Below are 23,834 nucleotides of genomic sequence, written 5' to 3'. Positions count from 1 at the left end.
CAAAAGAACGAATTTTTATCCAATATTTTTGTAAATAAATGCGTAATGATAATTATTTTCGGTAAATGTTCCGGTAGAAAAAATTAGAAAATTATCGCGCTAAAAAAACGAATTTATAGAGGTTCCCTTAATTAACTTAACAAGGAGAAAAAATCATGACTTCAATTTTAGTAACAGGCGGTACAGGTAATAACGGAAAAGCGGTTCTAGAATCTCTTGCAGCGAAAGATGTCAATGTTCGCGCACTATTACGTAATCCATCAAAAGCGATTGTGAAAGACCCTAATATTTCATACGTAAAAGGGGATTTTAGTGACAGTGCTTCGTTAGAGAAAGTATTGAGCGGTATCGAAGTGGCATTTTTAGTTAGTGCTTATGAACCTACATTTGCGGAAAAACACGGTAATTTTGTCAGGGCAGCAGAAAAAGCTGGCGTTCGTCACATTGTTCAGCTCTCTGGTGTTGGCGCAGATCTAAAATCACCCATTAAAACGTTAGCATGGTTAGGTCAAGCAGAAGCGCACCTTAGATCATCTACCCTTAACTGGACAATTTTACGTCCTGCAACCTATACCAATAACTTTTTCGCGTCGGCCCAATCAATCAAAGAAAGCGACTTAATTGCCGCGCCATTCGGTACTGATGCCAATGCAGTGATGACCCTAGTTGACAACAATGACATTGGTGAAGCTGCTGCAAACGTTCTTCTCAACCCAGATAAACACATTGGAAACGTTTATACCCTGACAGGGTCTGAACAACTCAATCATGACAATGTCGCCAGCGTCTTTTCCGAAGTATTGGGACGTCCAATCAAGTATTTGCCAGTAACGAATGAAGAGGCCAAAGCCGGATTGCTTAATTGGCAAGTACCAGAAGTGCTCGCAGATTCATTGGTGCAGCTTTGGACAGCAATGCGAAACGGTGAATTTAAGCCCGAGCCAACCCAAGACTTGTCTAACTTAATTGGCCGTGCGCCAACTACGTTTGAGCAATTTGTGCGTGCTAATGTTGCTGCGTTTAAAGCTTAGTCGACGAATATGGAGGAATCAAAAATGAGCGAATTTACATTACATACGATTGAATCAGCACTTAGTGACTAAAAACCATTATTGCAAGCATCACTCGATGCATTTTCTATGGTGCCTAATTTACATGCAGTTTGTCATCATTGGCGATATTTAGTCACCTATCAGGAGATACAATCACGAAAAAGGGCATTATCGGTGCAACCACAATTGGAAAACTCTCCGACGGAGACTGGCATGCGGCCAGACATCAAGTTGTGCTTAGTTGGTGCCTGCCAGAAGAGATACCACTCGAGCTAAATCACAAAGGTTACTTTGCAATTGATAATGCAGTGTTGATTTAATTTAAGTGCTCGATATTGGACTGAAAGAGCGAGTAGTTTTGTATTCCTGCGCTATGTAATTCCAGGAATTCTACCGACTTCTCTCACCATCAGTTCCGCAAAAGCTCTCAATCGCAATGGCTGATGTTTGCCTGGTAGGTATGCAATATGAACATCTAATGAAGGTGCTCTCCATTCCGGTAATAGGTTAATCAGTTGCTCTTGTTCCAGTTCCTGATTAATAAACCACCTTGGCATCACAGCCATGCCAAGCCCCGAAATGACCAATTCCTTTAATGCAAAAATATTATTGGTCGTGGTTTTTAGAAATGGTTGTAGGTAAACCGTTTTTCCCTGCTCATTTGATAGCGGGATTTTACCGCCTTCAAAAGGTAAGAGGCCTATCGTATCGTAAGCTTTTGCTTGCGAAGGATTTTTGGGCATACCATTAGCTTCTAAGAAGTCCTTTGAGGCAACAAGAATTCGTTCAACAGAACCGAGTTTTTTGACGATAAGTGTGTCATCTGGCACTGGCCCGACTTTGATTTATGTGAATTGCTAAGTGTCGAGAATACGAAAATACTGCATCTTATAATTGCATGAACTGCAACAGAGGGATGTTGGACTATGTGCCAAATGACAATTGAGAATGGTTAAATCACAATGTGCGCAATGTTTTTCAAAAGTAAATCGATAAACACGCGGACTTTTGCAGGTATCAAATCTGTCGAGGGAGCAATATAGAGCGCGTTTAGGGGAAAAGAAGGTTTTTGCCAATCCTCAAGCACTTCAACCAAATCATGGTCTCGACCTTCCTTGTGCAAAAACCATTTGGGTGCGTAATGCAGCCCACCGCCTTTCTTCACTACATTCATGATGGCCCCAACATTGTTTGCAGCAAAGGTGCTATTCATATGCACCTTTTTTTCAACTTCTCCCTGTTTGAATGTCATAGAGGTAGGCTTATGCAACCAGTTGTACAGCACAAAATTATGTTTCTCTAAATCTTGTGGTGTTTTTGGTGTGCCGTGCGTTTCGAGATACTGCTTTGAACCAACAATTGCCACCCCCATATTGCCAAGGTGCCTTGCACGGATAGCTGAATCAGGTAGTTGACCAATTCGAAGAGCAACATCAATGCCTTCTTCGACCAGGTTGACCATTTGGTCATTAAGCAATAACTCAATTTTCAAATCAGGGTAAGCTTGTTGCAAATCGTGCAACCAGGGAGCGATGTACAATGCGCCAAAATCAACAGGACAACTGACACGTAACAACCCTGACGGTGTATTAGTCGTATCAGATATGTCGCTTTCTAAACTGTCTATTTGAGTCAACAAATGGCGTAGACGTTCATAATAGGCTTTCCCCACCTCGGTAGGGAATGATTGAACTTTAGAGCGCTCAATCAGTTTGACGCCAAGGCGTTTCTCCAGCGCACTGAGTCTTCTGCTTATGGTTGAGGCTTCGGTCATGTATTCAATGGCAACTTGTCGCAAGCTTCCCACTTCGACGATACGTAAAAACAGTTTCATGTCTTCTAGGTTTGATTTCATTGTCAGTACCTGTTGCATTTTCTGCAAGTATATAATGAAAGCTTTTGCTATTCATAACTTTTCCAGCATTTCCTAAAGTAACTCTACAACGTTAATTCAATCACTTTAGGAGATACAAACATGTCAACTCATAACGTTTTAGTCATAGGCGCTACTGGTAAAGTTGGTAGCGAGGTTATCAATCAACTTAGCACGCAGGAAAATATCAATGTGTTCGCTGGACTTCGCAGCATGGCTCGCGCAGAGGAGTTCAAAAGCAAAGGTGTTACGCCAGTCGCTTTAGACTTAGACGACGCAGATACCATCCCAGGCGCGGTTGAAGGTATAGATAGCTTATTGCTATTGACGGGCTACACCGTCGATATGATGAAACAATCCAAGCGGGTTATTGATGCTGCTAAAACAGCAGGCGTAAAACATATTGTGCATATTGGTGCTTCGGGTAACGATACAACAGAAGTCTCGCACTGGGGCTGGCACAAAATGATAGAGGCCTATATTGAACAACAAGGCTTTGATTACACGCACCTCCAACCTGAGGCGTTTATGCAAAACATCACGGCGTTTGGCTGGTTAAACCCCAATGGTCTCGTCAATTTGCTTAAAGAGGCTGTTTGGAGCTGGGTTGATGCTACAGATGTTGGCGCAATAGCTTCAGCAGCATTAGCTCGACCGGAAGAATTTAAGAATCAGGTATGGCGACTCGGCTATGATACGGGCAGCATTCAACACGTAGCTGATACTTTGAGCAAAGAGCTAGCTCTCAATTTGACCACGCTACCTTTAGACCCGAACGATTTCTATGCTGGTGTTATATCTCAAGGAGCAGATGCTGCCTATATGGCATGTATTAGGGATCAGTTCCTGTTGAATGGTGAAGGCAAAATTATCAATGCTGATGCAACGTTTGATAAGGAGGCGTTTAAGCAAGCAACCGGGCGCTATCCAACAACATGGACTCAATTCATCGAACGCGAAAAAGAATCGTTACTAAGGGCTGTTGCTCAGTAATAGAAAACAAAGGCCCCTCGTTGCAGGGGCCATGCGATTTGGAACCAAGTATTTTAGCATTGTTAAGGGTATAAATCGTATGTTTAGCTTTTCAAAAAGAATTAGCCAAAGGTCCGCTTTACGTACTCAAGAGACTGTCAGTTTTGATCTAGCCCTGTTTTTGAAAGCGTTAGATTAAATTGTGACTAATTCAACTAAGTCAATAGAAAAACGTAATTTAAGCTTGAAATAATGCAATAGTGAAATGCCACTCTTGTCATATCACTTAACAAGAGAGTAGAGCGGCCTTTTAAAAAACCGGTTATTCAATTTCGCTAAGCACAACTTAGAAAGATCGGGCACTTTGAATCATTCGCATCAAAGTGCCCGGTCCTTTTTTTATCCAACTCTGACTACTACGCTACCGGCCATATCTCCAGCCTCAAGATATTTATGTACATTTACCATGTCGCTAAAATCAAATACTCTGCCGACATTTGCAGTGTAGATACCAGATTCAACACCTTCTTTGACAAATGAGATGACCTTCTCGAGATTACTTGGCTCATAAGTAAGCTCATATAAGGTGTAACCTTGAATTGTAATGCCTTTTCCTATCACTGATGCAAACGGTAGAGGCGTGTCCTCACCGCCGATCCCACCATATTGAATGACTCGACCGCCAGGCTTAGTCACTTCCACTAATTCATTTAGAACATTTCCTGTCATGGCATTAAAGACCAAACTCACACCTATGTCCTTCGTAATCCTATTTACACCATCAGAGATACTTTCCGTTGAAGTCACAATAACGTGATCAGCACCATAGTCCAGCAAGCTATTTACTTTATCCGGATTACGCGTTGTCGCTATCACTCTTGCGCCAACTTTTTTGGCTGTTTGTATTGCAGCAATACCCACACCGCCGGAAGAAGGGTGAATTAGAACGGTATCCGAGTGATCAATATTTCCGTAATGGATTAGAGCGCCATAGGCTGTTGAAACTTGCATCCATATTGACGCATTTTCCTCGATCGATAAGCTATCGAAATAAGGTGCGGCAGAGAAAGCCGGCACAATGGCATACTCACTGTATACAGTGAATTCATTCATTTGGAATGATGGAATCAAAGAAATTTTTTGACCTACGTTAACGTTGGTTACGTCAGGGCCTATTGCATCTACGATACCCACAGCATTGTTTCCGAGTGAGCCGCCTAGCACTGTTTCTTGAATGTACCAACCACGCCTGTAGAGGCATTCTCCAAAACCTACGCCAATCGCTTCTACTTTTATTCTGATTTCACCATTTTTAGGCCGCTTGATGGCTTCTTGTTCATATTGTAAAACTTCAGGCTCACCTACTTCGTGAAATTTGATGACAGTATTGGTGTTCATGTTGCTCTCCAGTTTCAAGATGATGTTGATCGGTTGATTTGTGGAAAGCTTATGCCTGATTTAGATATTTATGAAGTCGATATTTTTTATATCTGATATCGCCATAAAGGATATCTAGGTTGAGCCCCTATGAGCCCAGCATTTCATTGATTTGGAGAATCTGGTCCTTAAACCAGTGCAATGCAGGATCGCCGTGATTTCGCTCATGCCAAGCAAGAATAATACTGAAGCCCTTAATATCGATAGGTGGGACAGCAATGGTTAGACTTTCAGACATATTTGCCATTCTCTCTGGGAGAACAGACAGGCATTGAGTAGTCGATAGGAGAGACGGCACGGCTGCGAAACTCGGCGTACTCATAAAAACATTTCTTTTTTCACCTCTTGTTTGCAGTATTGCATCGGTTTGCGAACTCAGGCTTCCCCCTGTCGGTGATACTAGTATGTGGGGAAATGATACAAAGTCGTGAATGGATAGTGTTCGGCCGGCGAGAGGATGATTTTTACTCATTGCGACAACATAACTTTCACTATAAATCTGTTTCGAACGCAGATGCTGTGGTGCCATGTCAAAGGTAGAAAAAAGAAAATCCAATTCACCATTTTCGAGATCAAGCATATTTTGAGTATGATTCACGGGAAGCACACGGAGCTTGGCATTCGGAGCCAGTTTATTTAGATTCTCACTCAAGTAAGGTAACAATGTCGTCTGAATATAGTCGGTTGCGGCAACACTAAAAATGCGATCGGTTTTTTCTGGTATAAATTCTTGAGGGCGAAACAGCGTTTCGGTTTGCAATAACCAAACTCTTATCGGCTGCTCTAGTTGCAATGCCTTTTGCGTGGGTAACAGTCCTCGCTGCTGACGAACAAATAGCTCATCTTCAAAGGTTTCCCTGAGTCGTTTCAGGATTCCGCTAACGGCTGATTGCGATAGATTAAGAATTTTCGAAGTTTTAGAAACATTCCGAGTTTCGAGTAGGGAGCCGAAAACAACAAGAAGGTTCAAATCTACGTTTCTGATAGTTCTCTTCATACATTCTGCTCAATAGTTAATTTGATAGCAGGCGAGCTTATCCTCGCTGTCACAAAAAATGGAATTTAAGCTTGAAATAAAGAAATAGTGAAATGGCGTACTCGTCATTTCACTAAATCAAGTTATGTTTGATAGTTATTTTATAAACCTATAACTTAGCATAGTTGGAGAAGCTTATTTATAGTTGGATGTTTGTCTCACGCCAACAACTGTACCTTCCGGACTAGGAAGAACATCCGCAGAGATATGCGCCATTGGTCCGAGTTTCGCCTCACCCATAATCTGTCGTACTAAGTCTGCATGAGCTTCGAGAAGACGTGCAGAGTGATTGGATTTGAGTTCAACGGGCGTAAACCCGATATCTGATGCTAACGATGCTACTTTTTGCCGGGCATCCGCATGGCTGGATGCGACAAAAATGGTGACGTTATGCGCTTGCAATGTTTCTTTCGGTAGATCATAGACTTCCATCGCCAGTCCGTTGAAAGCTTTAACCACCTTTGCCTTGGGAATATCCGTTTGTAACTTCTCGGTTTTACTCTCTACAATCGGAGCATAGTGGTATCCCTCTGGTATCGGGCCATTATTCAAGTCGACGATGATTTTGTCGTCAAACACCGTGAGATCGCTAAAGATGCCTGCCGACGGCACATCGCGAATAGAATAAAAAAGTATGTCGCCAAATTCGGCTGCTTGCTGCAGCGAGCCGGACAAGGCATTTGGTGCAAATGATTGTGCAAATTCAGTTGATTGTTTATCTCTCGCGCCAAAAAATACCTGATGTCCCACCAAGCTCAATCTGACACCAATTGCACGGCCCATGTTGCCTGTACCGATAATTCCAATTTTCATATTCATTCACCTCTAGTTGGTTTGTGTCACTGTTTAGGTGAGTTCATTATTATTGGATTTAGGCTAAACTATTAGATACAAAATGATATAAATAGATATTCCATATTGGATTAAATAAATGCAGGCATTTATTGAGCTACGGTCGTTTATTGCTTCTTCCGAATTACAGAGTTTTTCTGCTGCTGCCCGAAACCTGGGCCTCACACCTAGTGCGGTGAGCAAACATATTCGAAAATTAGAGGATGAGCTGGGAGTACGTTTGTTCGCTCGCTCGACAAGAAAAATCGTGCTCACTGATCAAGGTCAGCTTTTTTTAGAACTGTGCAGACAGCCTACATTAGATCTTATGGAGGCGGGCAAGACCATCACAGAAACGCTCGCGGAACCTTCTGGGCAGATACGCGTTTCCTGTACTACGGATTACGGAAGAGTACGTATTATCCCGCTGCTCGGACAGTTTATGCAGCAGTATCCAAAGGTTGAGTGTGAGTTGATTCTTACAGATACAATCTCTGATCTCATTTCAGAAAACTATGATCTATCAATTCGAGTAGGCAGCAGATTGGCTGATAGTGCTTTCATCTCACGTAAGCTATCAGGCTTTGAACTAGCGACATGCGCCTCACCGGAGTATTTAGAGAAATACGGCAAGCCAAAATCGATCGAAGATATGCAGTCTCATCAATGCATTACCATCAGACTGCCGAGAACAGGAAAAATGCTCAGCTGGGAGTTCGTTAGGCGTGGAGAGCAAGTCGTGTTTACTCCGAATAATTTTATCTCCACCAATGACCCAGAAGCGCTAAGAATTATGGCGCTAAATCATGTGGGCATTATTCAGACGGGAAGCTATGGAGTCGAAAAGGACATCAAAGAAGGCCGATTGATTCAGCTATTTAAAAATAACGCAGCAAAGCACTGGGCTGCTTACGTTATATACCCAAGTAAGGAAAGCCTAAGCCTTAAAGTACGCTGCTTTATAGACTTTCTGGCAAGTAACATTTGCTGAGAAGCGCTCGTAGAAAGTTGCTGTGCAGTTTTTGAATCTTGCCGGCTCAAGTCCATACATTGGGGTCTTGAAAAGAAGCGGTGCTATTGATTTATTTGGGGAATTTTAAATGGTACCGGAGGCCGGAGTTGATCAAATCAGCCTAAGGGCTGTTTTGACCCCTGCGGGGCTTCGTCGCTTTGCTCCTCATCCAAACTTCGCCATAGGCTAAGTCTGTGAACCTCACCGATTCAAGTCCATACGTTGAAGTTTTTAAGAGGTACGTAGGTAAGAATTTAACTACTGGGAATTTAATGGTACCGGAGGCCGTACTTGAACCGGCACGCTATCGCTAGCATCGGATTTTGAATCCGACGTGTCTACCAATTTCACCACTCCGGCACAGGAGGGGATATTCCAAAAGCCTAATGGGTGACCCTATTTTTGCCCGATAATATAAAAGCTGCCTATCTTAGCGCTGAATCCTCTTTAACCATTCTATAACGTCAAGCTTAGCTTCTATTAGAGCCTCTTTATTAGCCTCATGGCAAACGCGGGATGCAGGCAATTTTGGAAAAATATAACAGCAAATATGACAGCAGCGTGTGTAAATCGTGAGTAATCTTAGAGGCCTTTCTAAAAACGGCTTTTTCTAAGTCGTTGAAAATAAAGGATAATTTTATTTGCTTCGGAATGAAAACGAGAGTCAGAGTGCCCAAAACGGACTTTAACTTTCACTTTAAGTCATTGATTTTTAAGGAGTTTTTTGTTGTGGTGCCCGGGGCCGGACTTGAACCGGCACGGCTTATTAAGCCGGGAGATTTTAAGTCTCCTGTGTCTACCAATTCCACCACCCGGGCTTTGGGAAGTGCCGTAACTGAATGTATCAGTTTGGTATACGGTCTGGAGGCGCGGGCCGGAATCGAACCGGCGTCGGCGGATTTGCAATCCGCAGCATAACCACTTTGCTACCGCGCCTTTGGAGCTGCGCATCTTACCGAAACTTTGATAAAAAACCTAGTGTTTTCTGATACTTACCTAAGTTTTCTTATCATTCTGCTTCTGAATCAGAATTTTTATTTGATTCAATCAAACAGCGCTTGAGGCGCCGTGTCGGCTTGATGGGGGCGTATTCTATGCCCTTATCGAGGTTAGTCAAGTGCCAATATAAGGTATCTCAGTCGATTAGCTTTCTTTGGCACAGTTTTTGATCAGTGTGTGGGTGATCTATCCAGAATGGAGCTGCTTTAGCGAATGACGGTTCGAAATGCGATCAGTGCAGCGGTTACGGCGACGTTCAAGGATTCCACATTATTGTTCATTGGGATGGCGATATGTTTGTTGCACAGTTCGCTGACTTCCTTGGAAACGCCTTTGGTTTCATTTCCTAGTACATAGATATTTGCACTGTGGCTAGTTAGGTTGGCCAAAGTGGTATCGGCGTGTGAAGACAGCCCGTAAACATGGGTGCCGTGTTGCCGGAACTGTTTGAGTGTTTTTACCAGCGATGAGCAACGAAGAATATTGGCTTTAAACACAGTGCCGGCACTGGCTTTGATCACCAACGGATCGATAGGCGCGCAGCCTTTCTCTGGCAGTATGATGCCATCAATCGCCCCTGCGGTGGCAGAGCGAATGATCATGCCGACATTTTGAGGATTGGTAATGCCGTCCAGTGCAAGTAATTCAAAGTGGGCTTTCGGTGGTGCGGCTAAAAAATCGTCGGCTTGTTGAAAACCAGGGCATTGTAAATCAATCGCCACCCCTTGATCTTGTTTGCTGTTTTTGGAAATACGAGAGAGCGCGTCTCGGGTGTGATAACGCACTTCGGCCCCTTTACTCTCGGCAAGTAAAAGAATGTCATCCAATAGGGTGACTGGTTTGTTGGAAGTGGCCAAATGTAGGCGAAAGGGGGTAACGGAAGGGTCTTGCAACGCTTCTAATACCGGTTTGCGTCCATATAAAGTAAGCATTTTTGAAAAGGCGCGCTTTTTGGCTAAGTACTCAGGGCTGTCTTTTGTGTCTTTCACTTCCGATTCCTAGGGTATTAATAGGGTGGTTAACAATGGGTATTAAATGAATGCATAAATAGGGTGTATGGCATTGTAAATGTTTGGGGGTGTAACAGCAGGCTGTATAGCTTTACAGGGAAACCTTTTTGTCGTCTTTGATGAGTGCCGCCTGCAGTTTATTCAATGTATCAGGGTGAAAATGTGACTTTGCCATATCCACAGTGGCCTTTCCCAGATGTTGATAAAGGTCGGCAATGTCTTCGTCCATGGCTTTCAATGCCTTCCATTGATGATTCACCAGCTGCGCATCCCCACGAGCGATTGGGCCCGTTAATGCTTTGTCTGATCCTTCCGTAAAAATATTGTCGAGAGTCGTCATCACTAGGGGTTTGAGAAGGTGGGTGATTTTGGTCTCGGGAACACCGCCGGCAGCAAGACATCGACGACTGACTTCCATGAGTGTCACTAAATAATTACAGGCCATCACTGAGCCTGCGTGGTAGATCATTTTCTCTGTGGTGGTCAGTGGTAGCCATTGACAGCCAATGCGAGTAAACCAGGGTTCGAGTTTATTTAGGGCATCAAGGTGGCCTTCGGCTGCGCATAAGCTTTCGGGGAGTGTGGAGAGAGAGTGGAGTGGATCGGCAAAGGAGTGTACTGGGTGTACGCTGGCGCAATGTGCGCCCAATTCTGCTAAGGGCTTCAGTGCGTTGGCATTAAGGGCTCCGCTGGTGTGAAACACTACAGTGCCTTTCCAATTCCAATGCTTGCCGTGTTCGGCGAGTGACTGGGCCACTGGGGTTATGCTGGCGTCGGTGGTCGAAATTAACCAAAATGGTGAAGGACAAAGGCATGACCATTCTGCCGTAGCTGTACCGGCTTCAATAAATTCAGCCGCAGATTGGCCACTGTATAAAGAGCGGTTAAACAACATATTAATGTTAGCAACACCAGATTGGTGCCAAAGTTTGCCGAGCGTTTTACCAACATGCCCGGTACCAATGATATTCAAGTTGACGGAATGCATTGGTGTTTTGGACGAAGTGTGTGAGCTATTGGTCATTGGTGTGCTAATAAGTGGGTGTCGTAAGAAGAAAAACGTGCCTAATAGTAACCTGAAATCAGAGGAATGGGAGGCGCTAATCACTTTTATTACGTTTCTTTGTAATCTGAAAGGGCTGAATGAAAGGGCTGAATGAAAGGGCTGAATGAAAGGGCTGAATGAAAGGGCTGAATGAAAGGGCTGAGGCGTCGAGAAATACCCATCAAAATAGTCATGGGTCATTATAAAAGATCGATGACATATCCATCCATTGCCTATGGTCATATCGCTCTCAATATGTGAAAATGTAACTAAATTACAAAAAAAATAAAAATTGTAATTTCATAACAAGGAAATACTGGCCTGCGTTTGCGCAATCCGATGAATGGATCTCTCTTTGCCTTTTCACAACCCTCATAAATGACCAGAATGATCTGGGGAGATTTTACGATGCTACGGCGTACCAAAATCGTTGCAACCTTAGGCCCTGCCACTGACAACCCCGATGTATTAGAAAAGCTTTTATTGGCCGGTGCCAATGTCCTGCGTTTGAATTTTTCTCATGGGGCACCTGAAGACCACCTCAATCGCGCGACACTTGCTCGTGAGTTGGCGCGTAAACATGATTTGCCTATTGCTATTTTAGGGGATTTACAGGGCCCTAAAATTCGTGTGGCGCGCTTTGCTGATGGCCCGATTCAGCTGAAAGACGGAGATGCCTTTACGCTGGATGCTCAATTGGGAAAAATGGATGGCAACCAACAAACCGTTGGGATCGACTACGCCGACTTGCCTAAAGATTGTAATCCGGGTGATCGTCTTTTACTGGATGATGGCCGCGTCATTTTGAAAATTACCGATATTGAAGGTTCGAAAATTCACACTACGGTGGATGTAGGCGGACAGCTTTCCAACAATAAAGGGATTAACCGAGAAGGCGGTGGTCTTACGGCACCGGCGTTGACAGCGAAAGATCGCGAAGACATTAAATTAGCCGTCAAAATTGACGTGGATTATTTGGCAGTATCCTTCCCTCGTTCTGCCGAAGACATGAACTTGGCGCGCCAGTTATTTGAAGAGGCGGGTGGCAATGGCTTTTTGGTGGCCAAAATCGAGCGTGCAGAAACCGTTAATGATTTAGACTGCCTAGATAAACTCATCAATGCTTCCGATGTGGTCATGGTGGCACGGGGCGATTTGGGCGTAGAAATTGGCGATGCCGCATTAGTAGGTGTTCAAAAAACCATTATTCGTCGAGCCCGTCATGCGAATAAAGGCGTGATTACCGCGACGCAAATGATGGAAAGTATGATTTCTAGCCCAATGCCAACTCGCGCTGAAGTGATGGATGTGGCCAATGCGGTATTGGATGGAACCGATGCGGTGATGCTTTCTGCCGAAACCGCAGCAGGCAAATACCCAATTGAAACCGTGAAAGCGATGGTTCGTGTCATCATGGGGGCCGAGCAAAATCCAGATGCCACGCGTTCTAAGCATCGTTTGTACGAAGAGTTCGATGCTATTGATGAATCTATTGCCATGGCTGCGATGTACACGGCCAACCATTTGGAAGGCATTAAAGCGGTTATCTGTATGACCGAGACCGGCAAAACGCCATTATTGATGTCTCGCATTAATTCAGGTTTGCCTATTTTTGCTTATACTCGTTCGCGTAAAACAGAAAGTCGTGTGGTGTTATTCCGTGGCGTTTATTCTGTTGGCTTTGAAAGCAGTGACGACATGGATTACTCCAAAGTTAATGCAGCGGCAGTCGATTCTTTAAAAGAGCGTAAAGTCGTTGACGATGGCGACTTGGTTATTATCACCAAAGGCGACTATATGAATGTTCATGGTGGTACGAACGCTTTGAAGATTGTTCGTGTGGGCGATGAAATTCAATAACGACCTTGTTAATCACGCTTGTTGAGTAAAATTTATCTATGCCCAGTTTTGCTGGGTATAGATTAACTCTGAGCTTACGGCATCAGGTATTACTTCTACATAAGCCGTTTGCTAGTCCAATTTCAATTTGCTACTCCAGCTTCAATTTGTTATTCCGATTTTAGGCCTTCTTTTAAAGATGCTTCTTTGAGCATTTTACGTGCTTTCATCATGTATAATGATTCATCCGGTACACTAATACGAGAAGCAAGCTCTTGAGAGAAGGTTACCACCTGGTCGGATAAGTTGGCTTCACTTTCATAAGTTGACCTGACTTTAACAAATTTGTCTTTGTTGCGAAAAATATAAAGAATTGTTGTGACGGATTGTTGTTCATCCGTTTGATAGGTGGCCTTTAAATACGCTGCCGGTATTTTAGTGTTGTTGTTCTCGATGCTTACTTGCGTTGCTTCAATAATGTTTAATTCTGAAAACTTCGCTTCCTTCAAATAGATTTCCATTTCTCGTTTGTAATTGTCCAATTCTTCTGAAAGCAAGAACGAATCGTTGTTTAAATCCCAATGACGAATGGGATAAATGAAGGCATCAATGTGATCAAACTCGAATGTTTTGTGGGTGTAACGTGTCATCAAGCCATTAAATGGATGGTGAAATTGGTAGTGATCTGAACGTATAAAATGGCGGGTTGTTTCTGGTAGGGTGGCGGTTGTGTAATCGGTGGCATCCAGCTTTTGATACAGCAATGATGCTGAGAATAGGTTTTCTTGTTGAAAATCTCGAATAATATGCGAAACAACACTGGTCGCCATATCCTGTTTATGATCTTGTTGTGCGGTGAAGAGCGTAATATTGTTGGTAAAAGGCAGGTCATACTGCATGTGCTTAATCACCTGCCCATTCCACGTAAGAGAAGCATCCACTTTAATGTCTGTATTAACGATAACGGGAGCGAGCATTAATGTGGCGCCTGCAATAACCGCTTGTCCCAATTCATCACCACCTTCGTGGTTATAGTGAGCCGTACTGATCAACAGTTTGTAATCAACATCTTGATTGGCGTAATAAACCCCCTCAAACAGCTGAGAGTCATCCAATGCGTTATGAAACTTGTTTAAGCCAATGTCGTTTAAACTGCAGTGGTGGAGTAAGGATTTCTGGTCAAATTCTTCACAGAATGTTCGTAGTGCTTTAGGAGGGTGTTGATAGAATACAGAAAGATTGGGAAATTTTTCTGTGGCAGTTGTATTGTACTGCGCAACAACAAATTGATTCGTCGTGGCACAGCCGCTGATCACCAGTAACAAATGTACAATAACAAGACCTTTTAATAATAAAGATAAAGTCTTATGAGAAATCCTTGAATGCATTCTTGCTCCTTAACAAAGGCAATAATATTGGACAACACTCACTTGTACCACGCTTGTGAACTGGACAGCAACAATAAGAGTCATCTTTATTCAAGATACACATTTAGGAGGATAGGCAATGCAATACTCAATTTTGGGGAGTAGTGGTCTGAATGTCTCCCGAGTTTGTTTAGGCTCAATGACATGGGGTAGGCAAAATAATCAGCAAGAAGCCAATGAGCAAATTGATTATGCTCTGTCGAGAGGTGTGAATTTTATTGATACGGCAGAAATGTATGCGGTACCTCCCACACCAGGTACCTACGGTACGACCGAAACTATTATTGGCCACTGGTTGGCGGCCAACGCCAATAAACGGGCAGACATTATTTTAGCCACTAAAATTGCAGGAAATGGTCTGTCTTGGATACGAGGTGGTGCGGATATTACAGGGCAGGCCATTACTGCATCGGTGGAGGCATCGCTCGCGCGATTACAAACGGATTACATCGATGTGTATCAGTTGCATTGGCCTAATCGCACATCCCCTCACTTTGGAAAACATTGGCCGGGTCGTATTCAATTTTCCGATGTGGATACTGAAGCTCATATCGATCAAATGCTAGAGATTCTTGAAGCTTTATCGCAGTGTATGGATGCCGGAAAGATTCGTCACTTTGGCTTATCGGATGACACCCCGTGGGGAATTCATCAATATTGTCGTTTAGCTGAAATGCATAATTTACCTAAACCTGTTTCTATTCAAAATGAATTTAATTTATTGCACTTCAAAGACTGGCCGTATTTGATCGAACATTGTGTGCATTCAGAAGTGGCTTATTTACCATGGTCGCCTTTAGCCGGTGGGGCGTTAAGCGGTAAGTATTTAAATGGTGCTATGCCCGAAGGCAGCCGGTGGACGTTATCGCAACGCAATGGATTATTTCGTCAAAATGCAAAGACAGATGCGGCCATAGCTCGGTTTGTCGAGATTGCCCATGAGCATAACATTACCCCATCGCAACTGGCGCTTGCCTGGTGTAATCAAGTAGATGGGGTAACATCCACGATTATTGGTGCGACTTCTTTGGCGCAATTGACGGAAGATATTGATGCATTTGAGATTGGTTTGTCGGAAGCGGCAGTGGTCGCAATTACCGAAACGCTGAAAGAGTACCCTTCTCCATTTTAGGGTTGTTTACGGTGACGCTATGGAAAAAAAGCCATATGCTCCTCTCTAAAAATCTTAACCTCTAAAAGCCCTAACCTCTCTAAACCCTACTCTCAGTAATGCTAAGCCATACAAAATTAAGTGGCGTAGCATCACTGAGAGAGGGCGGTGATACTTGTGTTATTCCATTGAATCTAGGTTGCCAATTCGGATGAAGGTTTCGGTTACGATCTGTAAATCCAACAAAAATTGATCAATCGTTTTAAATTCATTGGCGTTGTGTCCGGTGTATTTTTCATTGGGCATTGAAAGGCCGAATTGCACTCCGTTTGGTAAATTGTGCGCAGAAGTGGCGCCATTTGAAGAGCCAAACTTTCGCTCGATGTTGAGGTTTTCCGCCGCAATATCCAACAGATTATTGACCCATTTGCCTTCTGGGCTACGGTACATGGGTTCGGCTTGGGAATGTTCAATAGTGATTTTGATTTCACCGTGCTTGCCTTGCCATGTTACTAGCTTTTGTGCCAATTCGTTTTTCAATTCGTCGGCGGTTTTTCCAGCTGGCATACGAATGTTAACCGCTGTTTTTAGGGTTTTTCCGTCTGTACCGATGTAGGTTTGTGACGCTGTCATTGGCCCCATAAAATCGTGGCTGAAATCAATGCCTAATTCTTTTCCATAAAAATCGAGCCCCCAATTATCGCTGGCGTATTGGGCAGCATCCGTGTACTCGTTTTCTGAGATGCCGAGAGCTTTATGGTAGGTGTCGACGAACAAGAATATGCGAGAAACCGGGTTGATGCCGGTATCTGGTTGAGATGAGTGGGCGGAAACGCCTTTGAAGGTCACCACAAGAGTATCGTCGGTTTGTTGTGTTTCAATATGGAATTGCCCATCGGTGTGTTTGGCGCCGTACTTTTTCGTGAAGCGTTTTGCCAACTTACGAACTTTCTTCTCTAGCTTGCTTAGATTGCCACCGCTAAAGGTCAGGGTGGCGGCGGCAGGAATTTGGTTGGTGGCTAAACCACCTGTCATCCCGATAATCTGTGGTGACTGGGCGTCCGTGTCTGTTTTGCGTACCGGGAAACTGGCCATAACCGTGCCATAACCTTTCTCTGCAATGACGACGGGATAAGAGCCATCCAATGCTAAATTATAAGGTGGCATTGGCCGGCGTTTCATGTAGTAAGGTATTGCGGTGCCAGAGGTTTCTTCCGTTGTATCGACGATCAAACGCAAGGTTTGCCGAACGGGAAGTTGCTCCTCTTTAATAACTTTCATTGCAAACAGAGAAACGACAATCCCGTTTTTATCGTCTTCTGTACCCCGCCCATACATACGATTACCAATTGTAGTGACCTTTAGAGGTTCCAACTGTGTGCCATCGTCCAGTACCCAAAGGGATTTATTGACAGGAACGATATCGGCGTGAGCATGAAAACCGACGAGATCCTCATCTTGTCCCGGAAGGGTGACTTCGAAAACACGGTTATCTACGTTCTTAAACACCAAGCCAAACGCTTTTGCTTTCTCCCCAATGAGTTTACCCAAGGCAATCATATCGGGATTTTCATGCTGGGGGCGGCCTATGACCATCGCAGTATCGTAGGTGACGAATTCTTCCAACAGGGCAATCGCTTCTTCGCCATAGCGTTTTTTTGTGTAAATACCGAGTAAACGGTAAAGGTCTTCATTGGCTTGTTGCGAAAGGGTGTTGCCGTCTAAAAATGATTGAATGGTGCTTTGTAAGTTTGAATTATATTTGGCTACGTCGGCTAAAAAAGGTCGAAATCCTGCCGTTGAGAAAGTGTGTTTTTCCATCACTTTGATGGTGTCTTGGGTAATGGTGGCGAATGAATTGTTTGACGCCAATAGTGGACTGAGGCCGAGGGTGGCTGTGAATACCACTGAGTGAAGGAAGGATTTCTTTGTGTTTAGCATAGCATTGGGCACCGATAGTTCGAATGATCGTTACATAAAATCGCCATTGCACTGATGATAGGGAGGGTGGCTATTAAATGATCAGGCAATGGTGTTCCATTAGGAAAGAATCATAACAAAGGCTAGATTTTTGATACACCTATCATACTAATGGGATTAGATTTCGGTGTAGGTAAGGTAGTGGCGCACATTTCATTATTTTTTGTGATGCAGTTCATGGTGCCAAAAAAGAGTAACTGCTTCAATTGGTTGGTGTGAATTGCGTCACTCTTGGCTGTGTATTTGGTAATACTAATAAGGTTTTAAGTTTTCGTTTTGATTTGGGGTATAAGTGTTACAGATGTTGAGAGTCAGTTGTTTCGATCTGTGACAACTTATGGTCTTTTTACTCGCTATTTTGAACAAGGCTTGAATCTTTAATAATGGCGCGTTTATCCTTATTTGGCTTTAAGAATTTTCTGTTTATTACCTCATCAGATAAGAAAAACGAAGAGGCAGATTAAGCAGAGCAGTAAAAAGAAGTACGCATAAAATAAATATTATAAATAGTCGGTACGAATAATAAAGTGTGAAAAATAAGTTGTATGAATAAATAGTTGTATACCTATCGTAAGAATAAAAAAGATCGGATAGAAAATACCTGCTGTTGAATTGAGTTTGGCAGTTCACGCCTATAAAACTCAGGATGTGTAATTGCACTCACTTTTTGTTTTTATTGTTATCACCATGGATGTGAGAGTTTCTACGAAGCATTTCTCTCCAATTACTTCATTAAAAGCACAAAGAAAGTATCAATCTCGAATGAATTTTACGTTTTATTGTAAACGTTTACAGTCAGGTGCATATGGAAAGTGGCATTAAGGATTCGGGCGGGCGGTCATTTCTGCTTAGAGTCGGAAGCAAATTTATTAAACTCGGGAAAAAATATGAATAAGAAGAGTATTTTTCAACCGCAATTGTTGGCGATGAGTATTTTCGCCGCAGTTTCTGCAGGGCATGTTAGTGTTGCGTCCGCAAATGACTGTCCGGCGAGTCATCCTTTGTTTTCTGAAGCCTGTAATCAGTGTTTTGCTGATGAGGGACAAGCGGCCAGTGCCAATTGTCCGGTAACTGCGACACCTACGCCAACACCGACACCAACACCAACACCGACACCAACACCAACACCAACACCAACACCAACACCAACACCAACACCAACACCAACACCAACACCGACACCGGGCGCGAGCGGTAAGCCGGCTGTGCCTAATGATGGAGAGCGTTATTTCTTTATTGGGCAAGATCAGGCTTCGATTGAAGAGTACATGTCGCAAGGGGATTTACCGAAACCGCATGGTTACACCATGTATGTCACGCTCTCTCGTGGTGAACCGTCCTACGATGGCAGCTATTGTTTTAAAGGGTTGGATGGGTTGAAAAACTTAGACAACTATAATTCCAACAGTGCGGAAGGTTGTGCAGATAATGGTACTCGTCGTAATCAATGGGGTTCGGGTGTTCAAAATGTAGAATGGTTGATTGATACCTATAACCCCAAATTAGTGTCAATCGGTTTATGGTGCCCACGCAATGATTTAATGCCAAAATTGTACGAAGAGGGTGCCTACGATGACTTGTTATTAGAGCTCGGTGATTTCTTTAAAGAGAACAGCGATACCCAATTCTTACTTCGTACCTGCTATGAATTTAACGGCGATGCGGGCGGCTGGTCTCCTGAGAATTTCCGAGATACTTTTAAACACGTTCGTGAATTTCTTGACGACAGTGGTGTCGATAATGTTGCCTATGTTTGGCAATCTGATTCCTACCATGGTACCGGCCGACCCACTTCTGCGATTGGTGATCAAGAGCAAGGTTACTGGCCAGGTAAGCGCTATGTCGATTGGGTAGGTTCTTCTCAATTTGATTCAGATGTGGGCGAAGAAGCCGCTATCGCCGAAGCAGAAGGGTTGCCGCACTTTATCGCGGAAGCGACCCCACACGGTGCGCTATTCCATCAATATGATTTCAAACTGCCATTCTCAAACACCCATGATGGCGTGGGTATGAGTCCAGATGGCAGTGTGACTCTGCATAATGATTTGGAGTGGTTTAATCGCAAACGCGGTGAAATCTTGCGCTCTTCAACGAAAGCATGGCACTACATTAATGCAAATTGGAATGCGCAGCCTCAGTGGGCGAATGCAGCGGATCAGGCGGGTCAAAACTTCTTCAAATACACCGACTCTCGTGTTCAGTTAAATGAAAATATCAGTAGTGAATTCAAAAGTTTAGTCAGTGAAGCGAATGGCTTTATTTTGGGCGATAGCAGTGTCATTGTGACGCCAACGCCAACGCCAACGCCAACGCCAACGCCGACACCAACGCCGACACCAACACCAACACCAACACCAACACCGACGCCGACGCCAACACCGACGCCGACGCCAACACCAACACCAACACCAACGCCAACACCGACCCCAGGCGGTGGAACAGATGAAGAACCGACGGATACCAGTTGTGGTGATTTTGGCGCTGTTGTCAACGGCGCTAATATTGAGTTGTATTACCGTGATGATGCAGACTGGGTAAATCCGAGTTTCGCTTACTTATGTAAAGGAACGGATTGTCGTCAAGCCACATTGCAAGATGGTTATTATGTGAACAGTGGTGACTTTTTCGGTGAGGTTGGGGATACCTTCACACTTGAGTTTAAAATCGGCGGTGGTTTCCCTCAGTACATTGCGAGTCATGAGTTAACTGTGCAGGCATCTTGCGGTGATTCAGTGATTACGGACCCAGAACCCACAGATCCAGAACCCACAGATCCAGAGCCGACGGACCCAGAACCTACAGATCCGGAGCCTACAGATCCGGAGCCTACTGATCCAGAGCCTATTGATCCAGAGCCCACAGATCCGGAGCCAACGGACCCAACAAATCCAACTCCTGGAGCCAATTTCAATATCAACGTGGCATCTTGGGAGCAGGCCGCTTTACCTGCGTGTTCAGATTTATACGCCGGTGGCATACCGAACTCGGGTTTCCACACTTATATAGAAGGCAACACTCTGCATTTTGCGGCTGGTCAAAAGTTTGCCTCTGATGTTTGGGGTACTGGACTTCGCGCTGTCTTTTTCAGGTCGAATGACAATACAGGTGTGCTAGAGCATATTGGTACGGTTGAAGGGGCGAGAAATGGCAACCAAGCGACCTTATCCATTCCTGCGCAGTATCTGAATGGAGAAGTCAGTTATTACGTGTCTTACGAGCGTTTCTTCACGCCAATGTCCGAAGAAGGGAAAACGGGCAATGCATTGGAATATCAAGATTCTGCTCTGTTCTCTTTGAATCGCCCAGAAGGGTGTGTCAGTGCGGGTGAGTGGGGGGCAGAGAATGTAGACACCTTCGCTGGCTGGACGCGACGTCAACATCCACAAGGGGTATTCAACGACCATAATGTGTTTGCAAAAAGCACCAGCTCGGTTCAAAACACGGCCACGCACTTTATGCATGTTCCGCGTTTTACGGTCGATGTTCGCAATGATCAAGCCGGTGAAAATCTCGTATTTCGAGTGGTTTTTTCCTACGATCAAGAATCCGATTTCAGCGATACCACAGAAGTCATCTGGTCGGCCATTGAAGGGAAAGAAGCTCGCGCCGGGGATGGAAGCCCACGTCATGTTGATAGCAATCGTTGTGAGAAAGTCCAACAAAACGTATGGGACTGTAATCTTGAGCAACGCTTCGCGTATGGTCAGTCCATTGATTGGGAATTGCGAGTACAACCTGTAGACGGTGCCGGTGCTAACTTATACAGCCAAATGTATTACTACGTACCTGGTCATGGCTGGACGAAAGAATCGTCTGACCCGCGTGCACAGCTTGGAGGTTATGCCGGTAACGATGCACACGGTGCGACAGTTTATGAGCGTGCAGCGGCATTTATGCAGCATGAGCACACTGATAGCCTAGCCGACGTGGAAGAATTCTTGCGTGAGCACAGAACGTTCCGTGAGGATATCCCTGGAGGTATTCCACAGCATGAGGGTCGTAACACTTGTGAAACTTGCCACATCAATGATGGACGCAGTGATCAAGCCTTTGATATCGAAGGGGTAGGTCTTCGTATCGCTCCACCGCTGATTGGGTTAGGTTTACTTGAGCAAGTGGTGGATTTCCCTGGTAAAGTTGGCTTTGGCTGGGAAGGAAAGGGCGAGTCAGTAGAGGTTGCTGTGCGTGCCGCTCTAAAAGCAGACTTCCAAGTTGAGAACCCCAGTGCAGAGTTAGTGGACAGTTTGACCCATTACTCGCAGTTCTTATCGGTCCCGCAGCGGGATAAGAGCAAAATGTTTGAGGCAGATGTTTTAGCCGGTGAAGCATTGTTTAATGGCAGTATGAATTGCTCATCTTGTCATCAGGAAGTTCAGCAGCTAACCAGTGGTGACGTGATTCGCCCTTACTCTGACTTAAAAGCGCATGATATGGGTGATGGGGTTTTCCGTACCGCACCTTTATGGGGTATCGGTAAAGCGGCCAATGTCATTCGTGTTGGACTTGAAGAAGATACCGGTATGGGGTTCACTAATGCTGAAGCGCCAGGGTTAGCCCAGCGTACTTTGGGTTCAAGCGTTGAGGCATTGCGTGAAATTCCCTCAGACACCATTGCTTTATTTATGCACGATGGAAGAGCAAAAGGATTGGATGCAGCGGTGCGTGCTCATGGTGGTGAAGGTGCAGAAGCAGCCAGTGCCTACAGTGCGGCAACCCAAAGAGAGCGTGAGCAATTACTAGAGTTCTTACGTTCATTATAAGAGGACGTTGTAAGTAAGACGTTATAAGCAACTAAGAAGAAAGGTGAAAAAAGTGATGTGTCTCAATGATTGACACGTTCATCTTTCCAAAATAAAAAAAAGGCACGCAATGCGTGCCTTTTTTTATTTGCATTTAAAAAGGAATATGAATAATGGAAGCAGTATGATAGAGATAACTGGAAAATAAATTCTGGGCTTTTTTGTTCCGAGAAAACTTATAAAAACAGGGGGCGAGTGAGATATCACCATGAAAGAGTCATTTAGTGTCGATTGGAAAAATTGGATTAAAACCAATGTGGAAGCCGGGCAAGATCGAAATGGTATCTTTAAGATTTTGCTTGATGAAGGTTATCTTTACGATGCGATTGTGAAAGAAATGCAATTTGAGCCCACGATTCCCGTAGGCCAATTGGTTAACCCGTTTGTCGCAGCCGAACAAATGCGCCAGGCTCAAAGAGCGGCATCTAATCAATTGGCACAAGGCCAAATCGTAAAAAGCGGTTTGCGCAATGCTGGGGCGGTGATTCCTCATGGCCGGGTCAGTATTCCTAACGGTGAGAAGTTGAATACCTCCTTGGCAGAATTAACGACACTGGATGAGTTTTTAAGCCAGGATGAGTGTGAAAAACTGGTCGAATTAATTAAAACCCAATTACGGCCTTCTGAATTGTCCAGTGAAGAAGCGGATAAAACGTACAGAACGAGTCGTACTTGTGATATGGGAACGTTAGGCAGCGAATTTATTGCCTCCATTGATCGCCGAATTTGTCAATTGGTTGGTATTGACCCTTCTTATTCAGAAGGGCACCTCTAAAAATAGCCCAACTTTGATATAATCTCACTGTTCAAAAATTTCAAGAGTTTCCTTCTATGTCTCAGCCCGGCTTTTTTGATTTAGATGACAGGTATCGCAAGTTAGATGAAAAAGATCCATTAGTTCATCTCAACAAACTGATATTTTGGGAAGCCTTTCGTCCGACCTTAAAGGAAATACGAAAGTCGAACCGAAAAAGCAATGCGGGTCGTAAAGCCTATGACGAGCTTCTGATGTTCAAAGTACTCGTACTTCAGCACTTATACAATGTATCCGATGATCAGATAGAGTACCAAATACGGGACCGCTATTCTTTTTGCCGGTTTTTAGGTCTGACTCCATCGGACAAGGTGCCTGATGCCAAGACAGTGTGGCTGTTTAGAGAAAACCTAGTCAAAGCTGGTTTAATGAAGCGTTTGTTTTTTACTTTTGATGTTCAATTAGAGGAACACGGTTTTCAAGCAAGAAAAGGTCAAATAGTGGATGCGAGTTTTGTCGATGTTCCCAGGCAGCGCAATAAAAAGGAAGAAAACAAACAGATAAAACGCGGTGAAACGCCTGATCGTTTTGAAAAGAATCCGAACGTTGGCGCTCAAAAAGATACGGATGCCCGCTGGGCGAAGAAGAACCAAGAGA

17 protein-coding genes and 3 tRNA genes are annotated in these 23,834 nt (G+C 44.2%); 8 read left to right on the top strand and 12 right to left on the bottom strand.

The genetic code is table 11. The features are described from left to right. Positions 1-155 precede the first annotated feature (155 nt). A complete protein-coding gene (locus LU351_RS19300) occupies positions 156-1,031 on the top strand; it encodes an SDR family oxidoreductase (RefSeq protein ID WP_232595737.1) in 876 nt (291 codons plus the stop codon). A gap of 392 nt (positions 1,032-1,423) precedes the next feature. On the opposite strand, the gene LU351_RS19295 is transcribed toward LU351_RS19300, so the two are convergent. Further along, entirely contained in the window at positions 1,424-1,882 is a 459-nt protein-coding gene (locus LU351_RS19295; protein ID WP_232595736.1) for a LysR substrate-binding domain-containing protein, read from the bottom strand. 122 nt (positions 1,883-2,004) lie between these two features. Next, complete coding sequence (locus LU351_RS19290) at positions 2,005-2,907, bottom strand: LysR family transcriptional regulator (protein ID WP_232595735.1); 903 nt, start codon at positions 2,905-2,907, stop codon at positions 2,005-2,007. 120 nt (positions 2,908-3,027) lie between these two features. On the opposite strand from LU351_RS19290, the gene LU351_RS19285 reads away from it, so the two are divergent. Beyond that, on the top strand, positions 3,028-3,918 hold the full coding sequence (locus LU351_RS19285; RefSeq protein WP_232595734.1) for an NmrA family NAD(P)-binding protein: 891 nt from the start codon (positions 3,028-3,030) through the stop codon (positions 3,916-3,918). 378 nt (positions 3,919-4,296) lie between these two features. Here LU351_RS19285 and LU351_RS19280 read toward each other — a convergent pair whose 3' ends face one another. From LU351_RS19280 to LU351_RS19270, 3 genes are all read right to left on the bottom strand, one after another. Continuing rightward, the gene (locus LU351_RS19280; RefSeq protein ID WP_232595733.1) at positions 4,297-5,295 is read right to left on the bottom strand and encodes a zinc-dependent alcohol dehydrogenase family protein; all 999 of its coding nucleotides are present in this window, start codon (positions 5,293-5,295) and stop codon (positions 4,297-4,299) included. A gap of 127 nt (positions 5,296-5,422) precedes the next feature. Continuing rightward, positions 5,423-6,331, bottom strand: coding sequence for a LysR family transcriptional regulator (locus LU351_RS19275; RefSeq protein WP_232595732.1), 909 nt, complete (start codon positions 6,329-6,331; stop codon positions 5,423-5,425). A gap of 174 nt (positions 6,332-6,505) precedes the next feature. Next, positions 6,506-7,183 (bottom strand): NADPH-dependent F420 reductase, encoded by a 678-nt coding sequence (locus tag LU351_RS19270; protein WP_232595731.1) that lies wholly within the window; start codon positions 7,181-7,183, stop codon positions 6,506-6,508. A gap of 118 nt (positions 7,184-7,301) precedes the next feature. Between LU351_RS19270 and LU351_RS19265 the strand changes: the two genes are divergently transcribed. Beyond that, complete coding sequence (locus tag LU351_RS19265) at positions 7,302-8,192, top strand: LysR family transcriptional regulator (RefSeq protein ID WP_232595730.1); 891 nt, start codon at positions 7,302-7,304, stop codon at positions 8,190-8,192. A gap of 294 nt (positions 8,193-8,486) precedes the next feature. Here the strand turns inward: LU351_RS19265 and LU351_RS19260 are convergent. From LU351_RS19260 to LU351_RS19240, 5 genes are all read right to left on the bottom strand, one after another. Next, positions 8,487-8,573 (bottom strand) — tRNA-Leu (locus LU351_RS19260). A gap of 370 nt (positions 8,574-8,943) precedes the next feature. Further along, a tRNA-Leu gene (locus tag LU351_RS19255) sits at positions 8,944-9,031 on the bottom strand. Between the two features lie 44 nt (positions 9,032-9,075). Next, positions 9,076-9,149: transfer RNA gene (locus LU351_RS19250), tRNA-Cys, on the bottom strand. A 269-nt stretch (positions 9,150-9,418) separates the two neighbouring features. Beyond that, the gene (locus tag LU351_RS19245) at positions 9,419-10,144 is read right to left on the bottom strand and encodes a TrmH family RNA methyltransferase (protein WP_232595738.1); all 726 of its coding nucleotides are present in this window, start codon (positions 10,142-10,144) and stop codon (positions 9,419-9,421) included. Between the two features lie 169 nt (positions 10,145-10,313). Beyond that, the gene (locus tag LU351_RS19240; protein WP_232595729.1) at positions 10,314-11,246 is read right to left on the bottom strand and encodes a Rossmann-like and DUF2520 domain-containing protein; all 933 of its coding nucleotides are present in this window, start codon (positions 11,244-11,246) and stop codon (positions 10,314-10,316) included. 429 nt (positions 11,247-11,675) lie between these two features. Between LU351_RS19240 and pyk the strand changes: the two genes are divergently transcribed. After that, positions 11,676-13,127 carry a pyruvate kinase gene (pyk, locus tag LU351_RS19235; protein ID WP_232595728.1) on the top strand — a complete coding sequence of 484 codons (1,452 nt, stop codon included), beginning with the start codon at positions 11,676-11,678 and terminating at the stop codon, positions 13,125-13,127. Between the two features lie 149 nt (positions 13,128-13,276). On the opposite strand, the gene LU351_RS19230 is transcribed toward pyk, so the two are convergent. Next, positions 13,277-14,494, bottom strand: a complete 1,218-nt coding sequence (locus tag LU351_RS19230; protein WP_232595727.1) for a hypothetical protein — start codon at positions 14,492-14,494, stop codon at positions 13,277-13,279. Positions 14,495-14,612: 118 nt separating this feature from the next. Here LU351_RS19230 and LU351_RS19225 point away from each other — a divergent pair, with 118 nt between their 5' ends. Continuing rightward, positions 14,613-15,665 carry an aldo/keto reductase gene (locus tag LU351_RS19225; protein WP_232595726.1) on the top strand — a complete coding sequence of 351 codons (1,053 nt, stop codon included), beginning with the start codon at positions 14,613-14,615 and terminating at the stop codon, positions 15,663-15,665. Between the two features lie 159 nt (positions 15,666-15,824). On the opposite strand, the gene LU351_RS19220 is transcribed toward LU351_RS19225, so the two are convergent. Further along, positions 15,825-17,585, bottom strand: coding sequence for a dipeptidase (locus tag LU351_RS19220; RefSeq protein ID WP_232595725.1), 1,761 nt, complete (start codon positions 17,583-17,585; stop codon positions 15,825-15,827). 926 nt (positions 17,586-18,511) lie between these two features. Here LU351_RS19220 and LU351_RS19215 point away from each other — a divergent pair. From LU351_RS19215 to LU351_RS19205, 3 genes are all read left to right on the top strand, one after another. Continuing rightward, a complete protein-coding gene (locus LU351_RS19215) occupies positions 18,512-22,384 on the top strand; it encodes a di-heme oxidoredictase family protein (protein ID WP_232595724.1) in 3,873 nt (1,290 codons plus the stop codon). Positions 22,385-22,631: 247 nt separating this feature from the next. Beyond that, positions 22,632-23,198 (top strand): hypothetical protein, encoded by a 567-nt coding sequence (locus LU351_RS19210; RefSeq protein ID WP_232595723.1) that lies wholly within the window; start codon positions 22,632-22,634, stop codon positions 23,196-23,198. Positions 23,199-23,254: 56 nt separating this feature from the next. Then, positions 23,255-23,834 (top strand): transposase (locus LU351_RS19205; protein WP_232592392.1); only part of this gene is annotated, 580 nt, incomplete at its 3' end.

It is taken from the genome of Marinibactrum halimedae (assembly GCF_021234875.1).
GTDB classification, from domain to species: Bacteria; Pseudomonadota; Gammaproteobacteria; order Pseudomonadales; family Cellvibrionaceae; genus Marinibactrum; species Marinibactrum halimedae.
This window is presented reverse-complemented; position numbering and strand designations above follow the sequence as displayed.

Bases quoted from the DNA above. Each gene is read 5' to 3' on its own strand.
- LU351_RS19280 (WP_232595733.1), bottom strand. From the start codon at position 5,295: ATGAACACCAATACTGTCATCAAATTTCACGAAGTAGGTGAGCCTGAA.
- LU351_RS19240 (WP_232595729.1), bottom strand. From the start codon at position 11,246: ATGACCAATAGCTCACACACTTCGTCCAAAACACCAATGCATTCCGTC.
- LU351_RS19225 (WP_232595726.1), top strand. From the start codon at position 14,613: ATGCAATACTCAATTTTGGGGAGTAGTGGTCTGAATGTCTCCCGAGTT.
- LU351_RS19265 (WP_232595730.1), top strand. From the start codon at position 7,302: ATGCAGGCATTTATTGAGCTACGGTCGTTTATTGCTTCTTCCGAATTA.
- LU351_RS19210 (WP_232595723.1), top strand. From the start codon at position 22,632: ATGAAAGAGTCATTTAGTGTCGATTGGAAAAATTGGATTAAAACCAAT.
- LU351_RS19215 (WP_232595724.1), top strand. From the start codon at position 18,512: ATGAATAAGAAGAGTATTTTTCAACCGCAATTGTTGGCGATGAGTATT.
- pyk (WP_232595728.1), top strand. From the start codon at position 11,676: ATGCTACGGCGTACCAAAATCGTTGCAACCTTAGGCCCTGCCACTGAC.
- LU351_RS19275 (WP_232595732.1), bottom strand. From the start codon at position 6,331: ATGAAGAGAACTATCAGAAACGTAGATTTGAACCTTCTTGTTGTTTTC.
- LU351_RS19270 (WP_232595731.1), bottom strand. From the start codon at position 7,183: ATGAAAATTGGAATTATCGGTACAGGCAACATGGGCCGTGCAATTGGT.
- LU351_RS19220 (WP_232595725.1), bottom strand. From the start codon at position 17,585: ATGCTAAACACAAAGAAATCCTTCCTTCACTCAGTGGTATTCACAGCC.
- LU351_RS19285 (WP_232595734.1), top strand. From the start codon at position 3,028: ATGTCAACTCATAACGTTTTAGTCATAGGCGCTACTGGTAAAGTTGGT.
- LU351_RS19300 (WP_232595737.1), top strand. From the start codon at position 156: ATGACTTCAATTTTAGTAACAGGCGGTACAGGTAATAACGGAAAAGCG.
- LU351_RS19230 (WP_232595727.1), bottom strand. From the start codon at position 14,494: ATGCATTCAAGGATTTCTCATAAGACTTTATCTTTATTATTAAAAGGT.
- LU351_RS19245 (WP_232595738.1), bottom strand. From the start codon at position 10,144: ATGCTTACTTTATATGGACGCAAACCGGTATTAGAAGCGTTGCAAGAC.
- LU351_RS19290 (WP_232595735.1), bottom strand. From the start codon at position 2,907: ATGAAATCAAACCTAGAAGACATGAAACTGTTTTTACGTATCGTCGAA.